Source organism: Planosporangium mesophilum (genome assembly GCF_016863255.1).
In the GTDB taxonomy this organism is placed as follows: domain Bacteria; phylum Actinomycetota; class Actinomycetes; order Mycobacteriales; family Micromonosporaceae; genus Planosporangium; species Planosporangium mesophilum.
Genome location: NZ_BOON01000010.1, coordinates 40,092 through 54,589, shown reverse-complemented (window position 1 = coordinate 54,589; position 14,498 = coordinate 40,092). Strand labels below are relative to the sequence as shown.

General features: G+C 69.2%; 12 protein-coding genes. 2 read left to right on the top strand and 10 right to left on the bottom strand.

Annotated features, from left to right (window positions below):
* Window positions 1–73: 73 nt before the first annotated feature.
* The 10 genes from Pme01_RS06200 to Pme01_RS06155 all read right to left on the bottom strand — a co-directional run bounded on the left by Pme01_RS06200 (window position 74) and on the right by Pme01_RS06155 (window position 11,620).
* Window positions 74–445 carry a hypothetical protein gene (locus tag Pme01_RS06200; protein WP_168114734.1) on the bottom strand — a complete coding sequence of 124 codons (372 nt, stop codon included), beginning with the start codon at window positions 443–445 and terminating at the stop codon, window positions 74–76.
* Window positions 442–1,053: a hypothetical protein gene (locus tag Pme01_RS06195; protein ID WP_203935463.1), complete on the bottom strand. Its 612-nt coding sequence runs from the start codon at window positions 1,051–1,053 to the stop codon at window positions 442–444. Before Pme01_RS06195 ends, Pme01_RS06200 begins: the two co-directional genes overlap by 4 nt.
* The gene (locus Pme01_RS06190; protein ID WP_168114733.1) at window positions 1,050–1,619 is read right to left on the bottom strand and encodes a MauE/DoxX family redox-associated membrane protein; all 570 of its coding nucleotides are present in this window, start codon (window positions 1,617–1,619) and stop codon (window positions 1,050–1,052) included. Before Pme01_RS06190 ends, Pme01_RS06195 begins: the two co-directional genes overlap by 4 nt.
* Window positions 1,620–1,634: 15 nt before the next feature.
* Window positions 1,635–2,075 (bottom strand): hypothetical protein, encoded by a 441-nt coding sequence (locus Pme01_RS06185; protein WP_168114732.1) that lies wholly within the window; start codon window positions 2,073–2,075, stop codon window positions 1,635–1,637.
* A 717-nt stretch (window positions 2,076–2,792) separates the two neighbouring features.
* A complete protein-coding gene (locus Pme01_RS06180) occupies window positions 2,793–3,314 on the bottom strand; it encodes a hypothetical protein (RefSeq protein WP_168114731.1) in 522 nt (173 codons plus the stop codon).
* A 126-nt stretch (window positions 3,315–3,440) separates the two neighbouring features.
* Window positions 3,441–5,420: an amino acid transporter gene (locus Pme01_RS06175; RefSeq protein WP_168114730.1), complete on the bottom strand. Its 1,980-nt coding sequence runs from the start codon at window positions 5,418–5,420 to the stop codon at window positions 3,441–3,443.
* 128 nt (window positions 5,421–5,548) lie between these two features.
* Window positions 5,549–7,036 (bottom strand): amino acid permease, encoded by a 1,488-nt coding sequence (locus tag Pme01_RS06170; RefSeq protein ID WP_168114729.1) that lies wholly within the window; start codon window positions 7,034–7,036, stop codon window positions 5,549–5,551.
* 139 nt (window positions 7,037–7,175) lie between these two features.
* A complete protein-coding gene (locus Pme01_RS06165) occupies window positions 7,176–8,783 on the bottom strand; it encodes a phospholipase C (RefSeq protein ID WP_168114728.1) in 1,608 nt (535 codons plus the stop codon).
* A 100-nt stretch (window positions 8,784–8,883) separates the two neighbouring features.
* Window positions 8,884–9,909: an Lrp/AsnC family transcriptional regulator gene (locus Pme01_RS06160; RefSeq protein WP_168114727.1), complete on the bottom strand. Its 1,026-nt coding sequence runs from the start codon at window positions 9,907–9,909 to the stop codon at window positions 8,884–8,886.
* Between the two features lie 37 nt (window positions 9,910–9,946).
* Window positions 9,947–11,620 carry an amidohydrolase gene (locus tag Pme01_RS06155; protein WP_168114726.1) on the bottom strand — a complete coding sequence of 558 codons (1,674 nt, stop codon included), beginning with the start codon at window positions 11,618–11,620 and terminating at the stop codon, window positions 9,947–9,949.
* A 440-nt stretch (window positions 11,621–12,060) separates the two neighbouring features.
* Between Pme01_RS06155 and Pme01_RS06150 the strand changes: the two genes are divergently transcribed.
* Both Pme01_RS06150 and torT read left to right on the top strand, forming a co-directional pair.
* Window positions 12,061–13,209, top strand: a complete 1,149-nt coding sequence (locus tag Pme01_RS06150; RefSeq protein ID WP_203935462.1) for an FAD-dependent oxidoreductase — start codon at window positions 12,061–12,063, stop codon at window positions 13,207–13,209.
* Window positions 13,210–13,274: 65 nt separating this feature from the next.
* Window positions 13,275–14,498 carry a TMAO reductase system periplasmic protein TorT gene (gene torT / locus Pme01_RS06145; protein ID WP_168114724.1) on the top strand — a complete coding sequence of 408 codons (1,224 nt, stop codon included), beginning with the start codon at window positions 13,275–13,277 and terminating at the stop codon, window positions 14,496–14,498.

Below are 14,498 nucleotides of genomic sequence, written 5' to 3'. Positions count from 1 at the left end.
GGTGCCTCAAGGGCTGAACAACTGAGCGAACCCAGCGGTGACGGCGAGCGCCGGCACCGCCACGTTCATCACATCAGTTGCAGGCATTGTCGTCGAACCAGTACGAGCAGGCGAAGGTCCCGCTCCAGCATGAACTGGTACTGGTCGTGCACTCGGCGCAGACGATCGGCCGTACCCCGGCCATGCAGAACCAGGACTGCTTGCGGTAGCCGCTCGGGCAGGTCCAGTTCCAGCACCGTCCACCGCACTTCGTGCAGGACGCCAGGTGGCAGCATGGCGAGCCCTGGCAGTCCGCCGCGGCCGCCTTCGGCAGCGCGGCCGCGCCGGCCAGACCGCCGACGAGGGCCATCCCTCCGACACCCAGCATGCGCAGCAGACCTCGACGCTTCGCGGGCGTGCCCTCGAAGGCCGTCACCGACCCGGGCTCCGTTGCCGTCGTACTCATTCCTGGCCCCTCCCGTTCGACACAGGCGACAACATGGAACTGGATGCGGCCGACAGCGGTACCGACTCGGCCGGCTTCCTGGCACGGCCGGCCCGAACCGCGTCGAGCAGAGCCTCCAGGCTGCGCGAGGACGGCACGGTCGTACCGTGGGAGATGCGGCCGTCACGAATCACCAGGGCGGCCGGCGTGGTCCGCATTGCCAGCGTGGCGCTGAGCTCACGGGTACTGTCGATGACCAGGCGCTCTTCGGCTAGCCGGTAGGTCAGCGCGATGTCCGCGGTGGCCGTCGGATCCGCCGGGTCGAGCACCACCCAGAGATCGGGTGGCATCCGGCCGTCCAGCGTGGACGCGATGGAACGGCAGGTACCGCACTTGTCGGACAGGAACAGCACGACCGCGTTCTCGGCGCGGTCCAGTGCATCCGGCAGACCACGACTGGCCGGTGCCGCGCCCGCGTTGTCGCCGATCTCCAACGCCAACGGGTTGTCGACCAGACCGGCATATTCACGGAGCTGCGCAAGGCTGCGGTACATCTCGACCTGCGAACCCAACAGCAGAAGCACGAGGCCGCCGAGTACGACGACTGCGGCCGACAGGGCAATGGTCAACGTGTTCCCCTCACATCGACGATGGACGCCAGCTCTACGGTGGCCTCGGTCGTAGCGGCCCGATAGCCCGCCGCGGCCTGGGCAAGCCTGGCCACCTGAACACCCCGTACCGCCGCGACCGCGACCACCAGCGCGGCGAGATACTGCAGACCGGTCCGCCACTCCCACTGCCCGGGCCACTGCTGCAACCAGCCGGCGGCCACGATCCAGGCAGGCAGAAGCAGGATCTGACGCGCGCCGAGCCGGCCATCGTGCGTGACGCCCAGGCACGAGCACCGGACGGACTCCCCCGTCCTGAGCGCGAGCACACCCGCGGCGGCGAATACCAGGCCGAGAACGAACACCCCGATGCGCGGCCAGGCCTGGCCCGGGACGACGATCAATCCAGCCGCGACGACCAGTTCCGCGATCGGGACCAGGTATACACCGGCCGCCGACAACCACGACGGCAACCGAATCGCCGTCAGCGTCGCCGAAAACTCCCGGCGCGCCCGAAGTTTCTCCGCCGCGGCCCAGACCAGAAGCGCGGCCAAGGCAGCGGACAACACCCCCGTCAATACCGTCATAACCGTCGTCGCCGCTCAGGCGGCGGGGCGTAGGGCGAGGCACGAATACGTACCGCTCATGTCGTTCTTCACGCAGTACGCCTCGAACAACGGGCCGCGGCTGGCGCCGGTCACCGACCGGCTCTGCCGGATCGTCGCATCCGTGGTCCGCGCGCGCGTACCGGCGATCTCCACCCCGGCGGAGGTCTGGCCCTCCACGCGCCCGACGAGCCGGGTGACCAGCGGGGTGGCCGCGTTGGAGTAAACGGCGCGCTCACTGGTCAACATCACCAGGTCACCTTCACTGAGCTGCCAGCCGGGCGGGAAACCGCGGACCGGCGCGGTGACGGTCGCGCCGGCCGGCAGCAGCCCGGACACGACCGTCAGGACCGCGGAGTCCCCCTCATGGCGGACCACCCGGGCGATGCTTGAGTGAACCGGCGCGGCCGGTGCGGCCTGCGCCTCCCCGTTGAACATCAGCACTCCCGCCGCGGAGACACCGACCGTCGCGGCGGAGGTTTTGAGCAGCGTCCTACGAGCTAGGCGAACAACCATAGGGTCCCCCGTGGTTTCGATGAGGTTCGCTGACTTGACCATCAGAGGAGCAGTCTAGATCGATATTTCTCGATTGACTTTCGTCATGACGCCAATCGGACCGACCAAGAGACCCGGTCAGTTACAGGCATTGTCGTCAAACCAGTACGAGCAGGCGTACGGTCCGCTGCCGCACCCACCGGTGTTGTTCTTCACGCACTCGCCACACACGATTGGCCGTGTTCCGGCCATGCACCACCAGTAGGTCCGGTAGTAGCCGCTCGGGCAGGTCCAGCCCCAGCACCGTCCGCTGCACTTCGTGCAGGACGCCAGGTAGCAGCATGGCGAGCCCTGGCAGTCCGCCGCGGCCGCCTTGGGCAAGGCGGTCGCGCCGGCCAGCCCACCGACCAGGGCCATTCCGCCTACGCTCAGCATGCGCAGCAGGCCCCGACGCTTCACGGACGTACTCGGACCATCCGTCACCGTGGTACTCATTCCTGGTCCCTCCCGTTCGACACAGGCAACAACATGGAAGCGGACGCGGCCGACAGCAGTACCGACTCGGCCGACTTCCCGGCACGGTCGTGCCGTGAGAAACTCGGCCGCCGTGAATCACCAGGGCGACCGCGTCAGCAGCGCGGCCCTATCCGTCGCCGTTGGTCAGGCGGCGGTGGGGCGCAGGGAGAAGCACGTGTACGCGCCGGTCAGGTCGTTCTTCACGCACAGCGCCAAGAACTGCTGGCCGCGGCTGGCGCCGATGACCGGCTGGCTCTGCCGGAGCGTCGCCCCCGTGGTCCGCACCCGCGCCCCGGCGATGTCGATCTCGGTGGAGGTCTGGCCCTCCACGCGACCGATGAACCGGGTGACCAGCGGGGTGGCCGCGTCGGGGTCGAGGCCGCGGTCACCGTTCAACATCACCAGGTCACCCTCGTCCAGCCGCCAGCCGGGCGGAAAGCCGCGGACCGGTGCGGTGACGGTCGTACCGGCCGGAAGTCGCCCGGACACGACGTTCAGCACCGCGGAGTCCCCCTCATGGCGGACCACCCGGGCGATGCTTGAGTGAACCGGCGCGGCCGGTGCGGCCTGCGCCTCCCCGTTGAAGATGAGCACTCCCGCCGCGGAGACACCGACCGTCGCGGCGGAGGTTTTGAGCAGCGTCCTACGAGCCAGGCGAGCAACCATCGCGTCCCCCGTGGGTTGATTAGGTTCGCTGGATTGACCTCCACAAGACCACATCGCATTCGCGCCTGTCTATTGACATGCGCATGGTGCGAAACGAACCGCGCGCCCTTGGCGGACCTGCGTCCGTCAGCCGACGTGAATGCGGGGTCGGCGGTCGGCATCGGGTTCGCTCTGCCGGATGATTTCCCGGACCACCGGGGCGGTGTCGCCGCGGCCGAGGATCAGGTACCGCAGCAGGTGCACCAGCGGGCTGCCCTCGGCCCACTCGAAGTGGCAGTGTGGCGTCAGCCCGGTAGCGTCGCGCAGGGCCAGCAGGATCGCGGCGATGGCGTTCGGCGCGGCCGGGCTCTGCGCGCGCAGGATCCGGTAGCCGCCCACGTCGACCCCGCGTACGCACAGGGCGTCGCTGAACTCCGACGGGTCGACGACGTCGATCTCCAGGAAGAGCACGTCCGCGGTGCCGGGTACCGGGTTGATGCCGCGGACGTCTGCCTCCTTCGCCCGGTACTCGGCCACGTCGCCGGCCTGCCGGCGGTTGGCGATCAGGTTCAGGGCGCCGTCGTGTGCCAGCGAGTCGGTGACGAACCGGCGGGCCGCTTCGTCGAACTCGATGCACTCGGCGCGCAGTTCGGTGGTGCGCGACACCCGCGAGACGAGCGAGACCGCGATGATCCCGGCGATGAACATCCCGGAGATCGCGATCCCGTCGGGCTTCTCGCGAATGTTCTCCCCGAGGGCGTACAGCAGGACCAGGGTGAGCACCGCGAACCCCGCGGTGGCGGCGCGTTGCCGGCGGCGGAGGGTGGAGATCGTGACGGCCACCGCGCCGGAGACCATCATGGCGAGGATGCCGGTGGCGTACGCGCCGGCCTGCGCGTTGACGTCGGCGCGGAACGCGATGGTGATGGCGATGCTGATCGCGGTGTAGACGAGCACCACGGGGCGAACCGCCCGGCCCCACTCCGGCGCCATGCCGTAGCCGGGCAGGTACCGGGGGACGATATTGATCAGCCCGGCCATCGCGGACGCCCCGGCGAACCACAGGATCAGGACGCTGCTGAGGTCGTAGACGGTGCCGAACGCCTCACCCAGGTGTTCGTGGGCCAGATACGCCAGGGCCCGCCCGTTCGCCGCGCCACCCGGCTGGAACTCCTTCGCCGGGATGAGCACGGTGGTGACGAAGCTCGTCGCGATCAGATAGACCGACATGATGGCCGCGGCAGCCGTCAGCAGCTTGCGGGTGTTGTGGATGCGCGAGCGCAGTCGCTGCTCGTCGTCGCGGCCGTCGGTGGCGACCAGCGGCATCATGCTCACGCCGGTCTCGAACCCGGACAGGCCCAGGACGAGCAGCGGGAACGCGAGGACGGCGGGCCCGACGAGGCCACCGAACCCACCGTGGCCGGTCGTGAGGGCGGAGGTCCAGGTCGACAGCGCGCCGCCGGTGGTGAAGACCTCGACCAGGCCGACGACGACGATGACCGCGTTGAGCCCGAGGAAGGCGGCCACCAGCGGGATGGCCACCCCGACGGCCTCGCTGAAGCCGAGCAGGAACACCCCACCCAGGACCAGCAGCAGCACGACGGTGATCGCGACGGCGTGGTCGTGCAGCAAGCCGGGCGTGACCGGGTTCTCGATCAGGTGCACGCTCGCGTCCGCCGCCGACAGGGTGATCGTGATGATCCACGAGGTGGCGACGAACCCGAGCAGGACGAGCACGAACAGCTTGCCGCGCCAGAACGGCAGCAGCCGCTCCAGCATAGCCACCGAGCCCTGGCCGTGCGGGCTCTCCTTGGCCACCCTGCGGTACATGGGCAGCATGCCCAGCAGCGTGAGCGCGACGATCAGCAGGGTCGCCAGCGGCGACAGCGCCCCGGCGGCGAGTGCGGCGATGCCCGGCAGGTACGACAGGGTCGAGAAGTAGTCGACGCCGGTCAGGCACATGACCTTCCACCACGCCTGCGGCTTCGCGTGCGCCTCGTCGGCGACCGGCCCGGCCGGCTGCACCCGGTGCTCGAGCAGCCAGCGACCCAGCGCGGTGCGGGGCCTCGTAGGACGCACCGGGCTGTCGACCCGCCGGGGGACAGCCAGCTCACGTGCTGTACTCATGTGCTCCTTCTTCGCGGACTCGCCAAGGCCGGCGACCTCGCTGATGCCCCCGATGGGGCAAGGTCGAGGTCGCCGGTGTACCGCTCTGAAGCCTTGCACACGCCTCCGAGCGGCCGGCGGCGAAGCCCTCAGCGAGCCGGCGAGTCACTGCCGGGCTGCGTCGGCGCGGCGTCACCGTCCGCGTTGCCGGGCGCCAGTACCGACCGGCTCCGGCTGTACGCGAAGTAGATGACCATGCCGATGACGAACCACACCGCGAAGCGCAGCCACGTCTCCGGCTTGAGGAACGTGATCAGCCAGATCGAGAACAGTGCGCCGACGATCGGCACAACCGGCATGCCGGGCGTGCGGAAGGTACGCGGCAGGTCGGGGCGACGGTACCGGAGCACGATCACCGCGACGCAGACGACGACGAAGGCCAGCAGGATGCCGATGTTGGTCAGCTCGGCGGCCGCGGCGATCGGCAGGAAGCCGGCGATGAGGGCGGACACCACACCGGTGATCCACGTGATCCGGGTGGGTACCCGGCGCACCGGGTGGGTCTTGGCGAACCAGCGCGGCAGTAGGCCGTCCCGGCTCATGGAGAACCAGATCCGGGTGGCGCCGAGCATGAAGGTGAACATCACGGTCAGGATGCCGACGACCGCGCCGGCCGCGATCACGGACGCCAGCCCGGACAGGCCCACCGAGGCGAACGCCGACGAGAAGCCGCTCTTGGGGTTGATGTCGTGGTACGACTGCATGCCGGTCAGCACCAGGCAGGCCAGCGCGTACAGCACCATCGAGATCACGAGCGAGTAGATGATCGCCTTGGGCATGTGCTTCCGGCCGTCCCTGGACTCCTCGGCGGCGGTCGACATCGCGTCGTACCCGAACACGGCGAAGAACACCGTGGCGGCGCCGGTGAGCGCGCCGCCCACGCCGAAGGGGAAGAACGGCGAGTAGTTGTCCGGCTTGATGTAGAAGACGCCGACCGCGATCACGATCAACACGATGACGATCTTGAGGCCGACGACGAGGGTCTCGAACCGGGCGGCCGTCCGGATGCCGCGGGTCAGCAGGAACGCGATCAGCAGGCACAGCAGCACGGCGAACAGGTCGACCTTGTAGCTGCCGGCCGCCACGCCGGGCGGCTCGGTGCCCGGTGCGCCGAGCATCCAGGGCGGCAGGTGGATGCCCAACTGGCCGACCAGGAAGCCGAAGTATCCGGAGATGCCGATCGCCACGACCGAGACCACCGCCGTGTACTCCAGCAGCAGGTCCCAGCCGATGAACCAGCCGACGATCTCGCCGAGCACCGCGTACCCGTAGGTGTAGGCCGAACCGGCCTTCGGGATCAGCCCCGCGAACTCCGCGTACGACAGCGCCGCCGCGCCGCTGGCGATGCCTGCGATGAGGAAGGAGATGAGGACGGCCGGGCCGGCCGTCCCGTTGGCCACCGCACCCGCGAGGGCGAAGATGCCCGCACCGATGATGCCGCCGACCCCGATCGCGGTCAGCTGCCACAGCCCCAACGACCGGGACAGGCCTCCCTCGGTCTCATCCGCGATCTGGTCGATCGGCTTGCGCCGGAAGACGCCGGACCCGCCGGCGAACTGCTCTCTGGTGATGCTCATCGCCCGCTCCTTCGGTCAACGTTGACCAATGACCGTAGTCGGGCGGGCATATGCGACGAAACCGTTGGCGCGCCACCATCGGGGTCGAGATAGGGCTGCCGCCGGTACGCGGCGCGTACCGGCGGCAGCGGCGGGCAGGTCAGCTGTGCAGCACCGCCCCGGTGTTCGGATCGAGGATGACCTTGTTGTCGTCGTGGCGGTTGAAGTCGAGCATGTTGGTCAGCGGGCCGGCCAGGGTGTCGAACGAGGAGTCACCGATCCGACCGGTCTTCCAGTTGTCCTCGATGAACCGCAGGATCGAGGTCTGGTCGGTGGTGGTGTGGTCGACGAAGTTGCTCTTCGCGTACGGCGAGACCACCAGCAGCGGCTGGCGCGGCCCGTACCCGCACCGGTTGGCGTAGCCGCCGAGCGGCGCGTGGTTGGCGCTGCCGCACGTGCCGGGACCGTTCAGCGCGTCGAGGTTCGTGTTCGAGGCGTTGAGGATCGGCGGCATCGCGTGGTCGTACCAGCCGTCCGAGTCGTCGTACGCGATGACCACTGCGGTGGACTTCCAGTCCTTGGACTTCTGTAGCGCGTTGATCGTGTTCACGACGAAGTGCTGCTCGTCGATCGGGTCGGAGTAGCCGGCGTGGCCGTCCTGGTAGTTGGCCGCCTTGAGGAAGCTGACCGCCGGCAGGTTGCCCTTGGCCAGCGCCGTGTCGAAGTCGGCCAGGTCGTACTGGTGCTTGGCCTGGTCGGTGTGGCCGATCGCGGCGGGCGACGACGGCGGCAGGTGGTGCGGGTTGGCCGTCGACTCGTAGTACTGGAACGGCTGGTGGTGCGGGTTGTAGTCGGTCTGCGTCGCGCCGCCGACGTTGGCGTGCTGGGAACCGCAGACCGCCTTGCCGTTCACCGTCGAGGTGGGCCGGAAGCCGCCCTGGAACCAGCCCCAGCTGACGTTCTTGGCGTTGAGCAGGTCACCGATGTTCTTGCCCTGCATCGCCAGGTGGTTGCGGGTGTTGGCGCAGTCATCGAAGGCCGGGTCCGGATCGTTGATCACCGTACCCACGCCGTTCGCGTCCGGGGACGCCACCACGTACGAGTCACTGGTCTTCGTACCGTCCGGCTTCACGGCGTACCCGCCGTGGGTCTGGCCGGAGACCAGGTTGATCGCACCGGGCGTGGACGGACCGAACACGGTACCGAAGGAGTTGTCGCTCATCGCGTAGTGCTGGGCGTAGTTCCACAGCCCGGTGACGGTGTTGCCGTCGTAGTAGTTCATGACCAGACCGGGCATGCTCTTGTCCGGCGCGGCGCAGGACTCGACGTCGGTGTGCTCGACGAACGCGTCCATCAGCCCACCGTCGAACGCCTGCTGCTCCTGGGTGTACCCGTGGCCCTGGTCGCAGGTCAGCGGCATGGTCGACGGGATCCGCTGCGGGTTTGCGGTGTTGGGGTTGGCGGTCAGCAGCGCACCCGTGAGGCCGTTGACGCTCGGAGTGCCGGGCTTGGCGGTGAAGCGGGTGCCGTCGGTGTTCGCCGCGTTGGGGTACGTGCCGAAGTAGTGGTCGAACGACACGTTCTCCTGGAAGATCACCACGACGTGCTGGACCGGCGTGGCGGTGGAGCCATCGGCGCGCTCCGGGTCGGCGGCGAAGCCGGGTGCCGCCGCGGCGAGCCCGACGCCGGCGACCGCCAGGCCGGCGAGCGCGGCGGCCCGGCGGCGCGGCCGCGGCCCCGACAGCCGGTTGGCAAGGTTTTTGGACACTGTTCCTCCAGTGCGGATGGTTTCCCTACACCTTTGTAGTAACAGTGATCCGGACTCTGATTGGCAAGTGGCCCGCGGGTGAACTTCGCGCGCCGACGCCTCAGGCCCGATCGTCCGGCGCGAGCGGCTGGACCGCGCGGTAGTACAGCTCGAGGCAGAGCAGGACCTCGGTACCGGCCACCCCGGTGAGGGTGCGGATCTCCGAGTCCACCAGCCGCATCAGGTCCAGCGAGTCGCGGCAGACCGCCTCGGCGAAGACGTCGAAGCGCCCGGCGCAGGCCACCACGTACTTGATCGACGGCAGCTTGGTCAGGGTCTGCGCGAGGTCGGTGATGCTGTGCCCCGGCGCGCACCTGATCCCCACCCACGCCTGCATGTTGAAGCCGAGGCTGCGCGGGTTGGCGATGGCCGAGATGCGGATCGTCTTCTCCTGGAGCATGCGGGTGACGCGCTTGCGTACCTGCGACTCGGAGATCCCGAGCCGCTCGCCGACGAGCCCGAACGGCAGCCGTCCGTCGGTGCTCAACTCGGCCACGATCCGCCGGTCCGTCGCGTCGAGCGGCTCGCGCTCCTCCGCCTGGCCGTGCTCGCCCTTGTGCTGGCCGACGTCCCAGGCCGGCTCCTGGTAGTGCAGTTGCAGGTACGGGAAGACCTCAGCCGACCGTACCCCCGGCGCGCGGACGATCGACTCGTCGACCACGGTCAACAGCTCCGCGGTGTCCCGGCACAGCACCTCGACCAGGGCGTCGTACCGGCCCGTGGTGATCACTGCGTAGTCGACCGACGGCAGCGTCGCCATCGACTCGACCAGCGGCTTGATGCCGCGCCTGCCGTCGACGCGCACCCCGACCATCGCGGCGACCTTGTACCCGAGCACCGCCGGGTCGGCCACCGTGGTGATCTGGATGACCCGGCTCTCCAGCAGCTCGTTCACCCGCCGGCGGATGGTCTTCTCCGGGACCCGCAGCTCGCGCGAGATGGCGGCGAAGGACTGCCGGCCGTCGAGCTGCAGCAGCCGGATCAGCGACCGGTCGAGCTCGGAGAGCCGCACGCCGCTGCCGGCGTCACCGGACGCCGCGAAGGTCGCACCCAGGAAGCCGGACACGAGGTACTCCGATCCGTGCATGGCAGTCAACATAGCCGCTGGGTGGTCGCGTACCGCTCTAGGCGCCGCGATGACCGGTCACCTCATCCAGCCGGTCGTGGACGGGGCGACCGCCGAGGAAGACCGCGTCGACCCGGACGTCGAGCAGTTCGTCGGTGGTGCAGGCGAACGGGTCCCGGTCCAGGACGATGACGTCCGCGTACTTGCCGGGTTCGAGCGACCCGTACCGGTCCCCCTCGCCCAGGGTGTGCGCGCCGTTGACGGTGTGCATCCGCAGCGCCTCGACGAGCGTGATCGTCTGGTCGGCGTCGAGGGTCTCACCCAGGAACGACTGCCGGCGCAGGCAGCACCAGATGCTGAAGAACGGGTTGGTGGCCTTCTCCTCCGAGCCGATCCACACGTCGGAGCTGCCGGTGATGGCCCAGCCCTCGTCCAGCAGCCGGCGCATCGGGAACCGACCCAGCTTTCCGTAGTCGCCGAGGTAGGTCGGGAAGAAGTCGCCGAACGTGTAGAGGAAGACCGGCTGGGGCACCGGGATGATGCCGGCGCGCCGCCACAGCTCGGTCGCCTCGGGCTCGGGCAGGAAGTTGCCGGCGTGCTCGACGCGGGGTGCGGGAGCACCGGGCTGCGGGCCGCCCGCCGCCTCGATGGCCGCGCACACCTCCTCCTGCGCCCGGTCGCCGTTGGCGTGGACCGCCAACTGGAGCCCGGCGGCGGCGGTCCGGCGCAGCGCGTCGCCGATCTGGTCGGCGGACAGCGCGACCTCGCCGCAGTGGTGGTGTCCATCGAGGACGTACGGCTGCTTCACCGCGGCGCTGGCCGCGGAGTAGCCGCCGTCGGAGAACATCTTGACCCCGTGGATGCGCATCAGCTCCTCGGGCACGGTCAGCCCCAGCCAGTCCCGGTGGGCGCACGCCTGGTCGAGGCTGACCGTGCCGGGCGCCCACAGGTAGACCCGTAGCCGCGCGCCGAGTTCGCCGTCGCGGTGCAGGCCGTCCATCTCGCGCAGGCCCTCGACGGTCTCCGAGATCTCGCCGATGGTGGTGACGCCGTTGGCGGTGAAGAGGTCGTGTACGCCCTCGCGGATGGCCGCGCGCAGCGCCGGGCCGGACAGCTTCGGCAGCGGAAGGAGGTTGTCCATCTCCTTCACCACGCCGGTCGGCTCGCCGTGCTCGTCGCGCTCGACCGTGGGCATGCCGGTGATGCTGTAGTCGGCCTCCTGGTAGGTCCGGTCGATGCCGGCCAGCTCCAGCGCGCGGGTGTTGAGCACGCTGACGTGGCCGCCCGCGCGGATCGCGATCGCGATCTCGGTGCTGACCGAGTCCAGTTCAGCGCGGGTCGGCAGCCGCTTCTCCGCCAGCTTCTGGTCGAAGAAGAGGTTGGACTGGCAGACAAGCCAGCCGTCCACGGCGTCTTGGAGGTGGGCGCGCAGCTTGTCCAGCACCGCCGGGATGTCGCGGCAGCTCGGAGCCCGGCAGTCGACGGTCTGGTACGCGGTCCGGGCGGCCACCTCCATGTGCGCGTGCACGTCGACGAAGCCCGGCATGATCGGCGAGTTCCCGACGTCGCGCAGGACGGTGCCGGCGCCGACGTACCGGTCGGCCTCCTCGCGGGGACCGGTGGCCACGATGACGCCGTCGCGCACGGCGACGAAGCCGGGCGTCACGGGGTCCCCGTCGGTCATCCAGATGACCCGGTTCGAGACCAACACGAGATCCGCGGCGCGTTCCATACCGGCTGTCCTCCTCGAGGTTCGCAACGAAAGGGGTCCGCCGGGGGCGTCGGCTCCCCACCTCGCCCCACGTACCGAACCTCCGGGTCACTCATGACCGTCCAGTGCGGGAATATGACGCTAACCGGCCAAGCATGCGCAGTCAATCACGAAATCCGGACGAAGGACGGTTTATGTCGACTGATTCCAGCCCTCTAGGAGGGTTGGCGGGCATCAGTTGGGTGATCTCCGGTCCGCCTGTCCGATATCCAGCCATCGAGAGACACGATCAGACGATTTCGGTCCTTGACAGGCGATCATCTGACTGTTTACGTTCTACCCCCGACGTTGGAGTGAGCGGGGTCTCACTTCTTGTCATCGGCTAAGCCGGACCGCGGCGCAGTCGCCGCAGTTCTCACCATGTCCCGGTCAGTGGAAGGGCGTTTCACATGCCATCTGAGGTGCGTCACGCAGAGGTCGCAGGCGGCGGCCTCGGCGGGTTGACCGTCGCTACCGCACTCGCGCAGCGCGGTTGGAGCGTGCGCCTCCACGAACGCGGCAGCGAGCTGCGCGAGATCGGCGCCGGCATCTTCATGTGGGAAAACGCGGTCCGCGTCCTCGAGCACATCGGCGCCTTCGACGAGGCGCTCGGTCGCGCCGAGCGCATCGAGAGCTGGCGGCTGTTCGACGAGCGCCAGCGCCCCATCCAGGACGACTGGATGAAGTCCGACGACGTCCGCCTCTACACCGTGCTGCGCACCGACCTGCACCGGGCGCTCGGCAACGCCGCGAAACGCGCGGGCGTCGAGATCGTCACGAACTCACTCGTCGCGGGCGCCTCCGAGGACGGCGAGCTGTTCCTGGAGAACGGCACCTCGCACAAGGCGGACCTGATCGTCGGCGCCGACGGCGTGGGCTCCGCGGTGCGGAACTCCGTCGGGCTGAACATCGTGGTCAAGGATCTGATGGACGGCTGCAGCCGGCACCTGGTCCCGAGGCTGCCGCACGACCCGGTCAACCACGCGCTGGAGTACTGGAACGGCGGCCGCCGCGTCGGCATCACGCCCGTCTCCGACGAGCAGGTCTACATCTACACCTGCTGCCCCGCGACCGACCTGGCCGGCCGCGAGCGCCCGTTCAACGTGGAGTCGTGGAGCGCGTCGTTCCCGCACCTGCGCCACTTCTTCGACCGCATCCCGAACGTCTCCCGCTGGGCGTCGTTCTCGGACGTGCGCTGCCACGGCTGGGTCAAGGGCCGGGTCGCGCTGATCGGTGACGCCGCGAGCGCGATGTCGCCCAACCTGGGCCAGGCCGCCTGCCTCGCGATGACCAACGGCTACACCCTCGCGATGATGCTCGAGGGCACCACCAACGTCGAGTCGGCCCTGCTGGGCTGGGAGGCGCGCCAGCGCCCCGTCACCGACGCGACGCAGAAGTACTCGCGCCTCTACGGCAAGGTCGGCACCCGCTGGCCGCGGCAGCTCGCCGACGTGCGCTCCGCACTGGTCTGGGCCGCCGGCAAGTCGCGGCCGTGGCAGGCGAAGGTCAACGTCGCCGCGCACCAGGGCGCCGAGCTGGTCGGCAAGGCCCCCCGCAAGAACACCGACTGAACCTCCCCTACCGATCGATGACTACTCCTGCCGCCAGGCGCAGGACCCGCATGATGGAGACAAGAATGCGCAACCGTAAGGCGAAGGCGTTAGCGGTACTGGCCGCGGCGTCCGCGCTCCTGCTCGGCGCCTGCAGCACCGGGCCGGACAGCGGCGGCGGGGGCAGCAAGTACGACCCCTCCAAGCCGATCCCGGGCTCGGACAAGGGCAGCTTCAAGGCATCCGCGGCGGAGATCCGGGAGTCGCTGAAGAGCGACGCCTGGTGGTACCCCACGCTGTTCGTGGACTGCAAGGACTCCGCGACCAAGGCCGAGGGCTGCAACGGGCAGCGGACCGAGGGCGTGTACAACGCGATCCCCTCCGACCTGGTCTCGAAGAAGTGGAAGATCTGCTTCGCGGTACCGCACGTGTCCGATCCGTACTGGGTGGCCGCCGACTTCGGCGCAGTCCAGGAGGCCAAGCGGCTCGGCGTCGACCTCGACGTGTACGAGGCCGGCGGCTACACCGAGCTGTCCAAGCAGCTCAACCAGATCGACGACTGCGTCTCCGCCGGCGCCGAGGCGATCGTGATCGGCGCGATCAGCTTCAACGGCCTGGACGCCAAGGTCCAGCAGCTGGTCGACCAGGGCATCGTCGTGATCGACGGGCTCAACGGCATCTCGAACCCGAAGGTCAGCGCCCGGGCCGTACTGAACTGGCGCGAGATGGGCGCCGCGGTCGGCGACTACCTCAAGAAGCAGAACAAGAGCGAGAAGATCGCCTGGTTCCCCGGCCCGCCCGGCGCCGGTTGGGCCGAGGACGCCAACAGCGGCTTCAAGGACGCGGTCAACGGCAGCCCGGCCAACATCGCGGCCACCAAGTACGGCGACACCTCGAAGGAGGTACAGCTCAAGCTCGTGGAGGACACCCTGCAGTCCGACCCGAGCATCACGGTGGTCGCCGGTACCGCCGTGACGGCCGACGCGGCCGTGGCCGGCAACGTGGGCGGCGGCAAGACCAAGATCTTCGCCGACTACCTGATCCCGTCGACGTTCGACGAGATCAAGAGCGGCAAGGTCACCTGTGGCGTCTCCGACCAGCCGGTCATCCAGGCCCGGATGGCCGTCGACATGGCCGTCCGCCTGCTGGAGAAGATCCCGCTGGACGACCAGAAGGGCCGGGCGTTCCCCGCGCCGATCCTGGTCTGCGGGCCGGCTGCCGGCCCCGACGCGAACCTCGACTCCTTCATCCCGGAGACGACCTTCGCGCCCGCCGACTTCAAGCCGGTCTTCCGCGTCAGCGGCAAGTGA

Bases quoted from the DNA above. Each gene is read 5' to 3' on its own strand.
- Pme01_RS06200 (WP_168114734.1), bottom strand. From the start codon at position 445: ATGAGTACGACGGCAACGGAGCCCGGGTCGGTGACGGCCTTCGAGGGC.
- Pme01_RS06190 (WP_168114733.1), bottom strand. From the start codon at position 1,619: ATGACGGTATTGACGGGGGTGTTGTCCGCTGCCTTGGCCGCGCTTCTG.
- Pme01_RS06185 (WP_168114732.1), bottom strand. From the start codon at position 2,075: ATGTTCAACGGGGAGGCGCAGGCCGCACCGGCCGCGCCGGTTCACTCA.
- Pme01_RS06180 (WP_168114731.1), bottom strand. From the start codon at position 3,314: ATGGTTGCTCGCCTGGCTCGTAGGACGCTGCTCAAAACCTCCGCCGCG.
- Pme01_RS06175 (WP_168114730.1), bottom strand. From the start codon at position 5,420: ATGAGTACAGCACGTGAGCTGGCTGTCCCCCGGCGGGTCGACAGCCCG.
- Pme01_RS06170 (WP_168114729.1), bottom strand. From the start codon at position 7,036: ATGAGCATCACCAGAGAGCAGTTCGCCGGCGGGTCCGGCGTCTTCCGG.
- Pme01_RS06160 (WP_168114727.1), bottom strand. From the start codon at position 9,909: ATGCACGGATCGGAGTACCTCGTGTCCGGCTTCCTGGGTGCGACCTTC.
- Pme01_RS06155 (WP_168114726.1), bottom strand. From the start codon at position 11,620: ATGGAACGCGCCGCGGATCTCGTGTTGGTCTCGAACCGGGTCATCTGG.
- torT (WP_168114724.1), top strand. From the start codon at position 13,275: ATGCGCAACCGTAAGGCGAAGGCGTTAGCGGTACTGGCCGCGGCGTCC.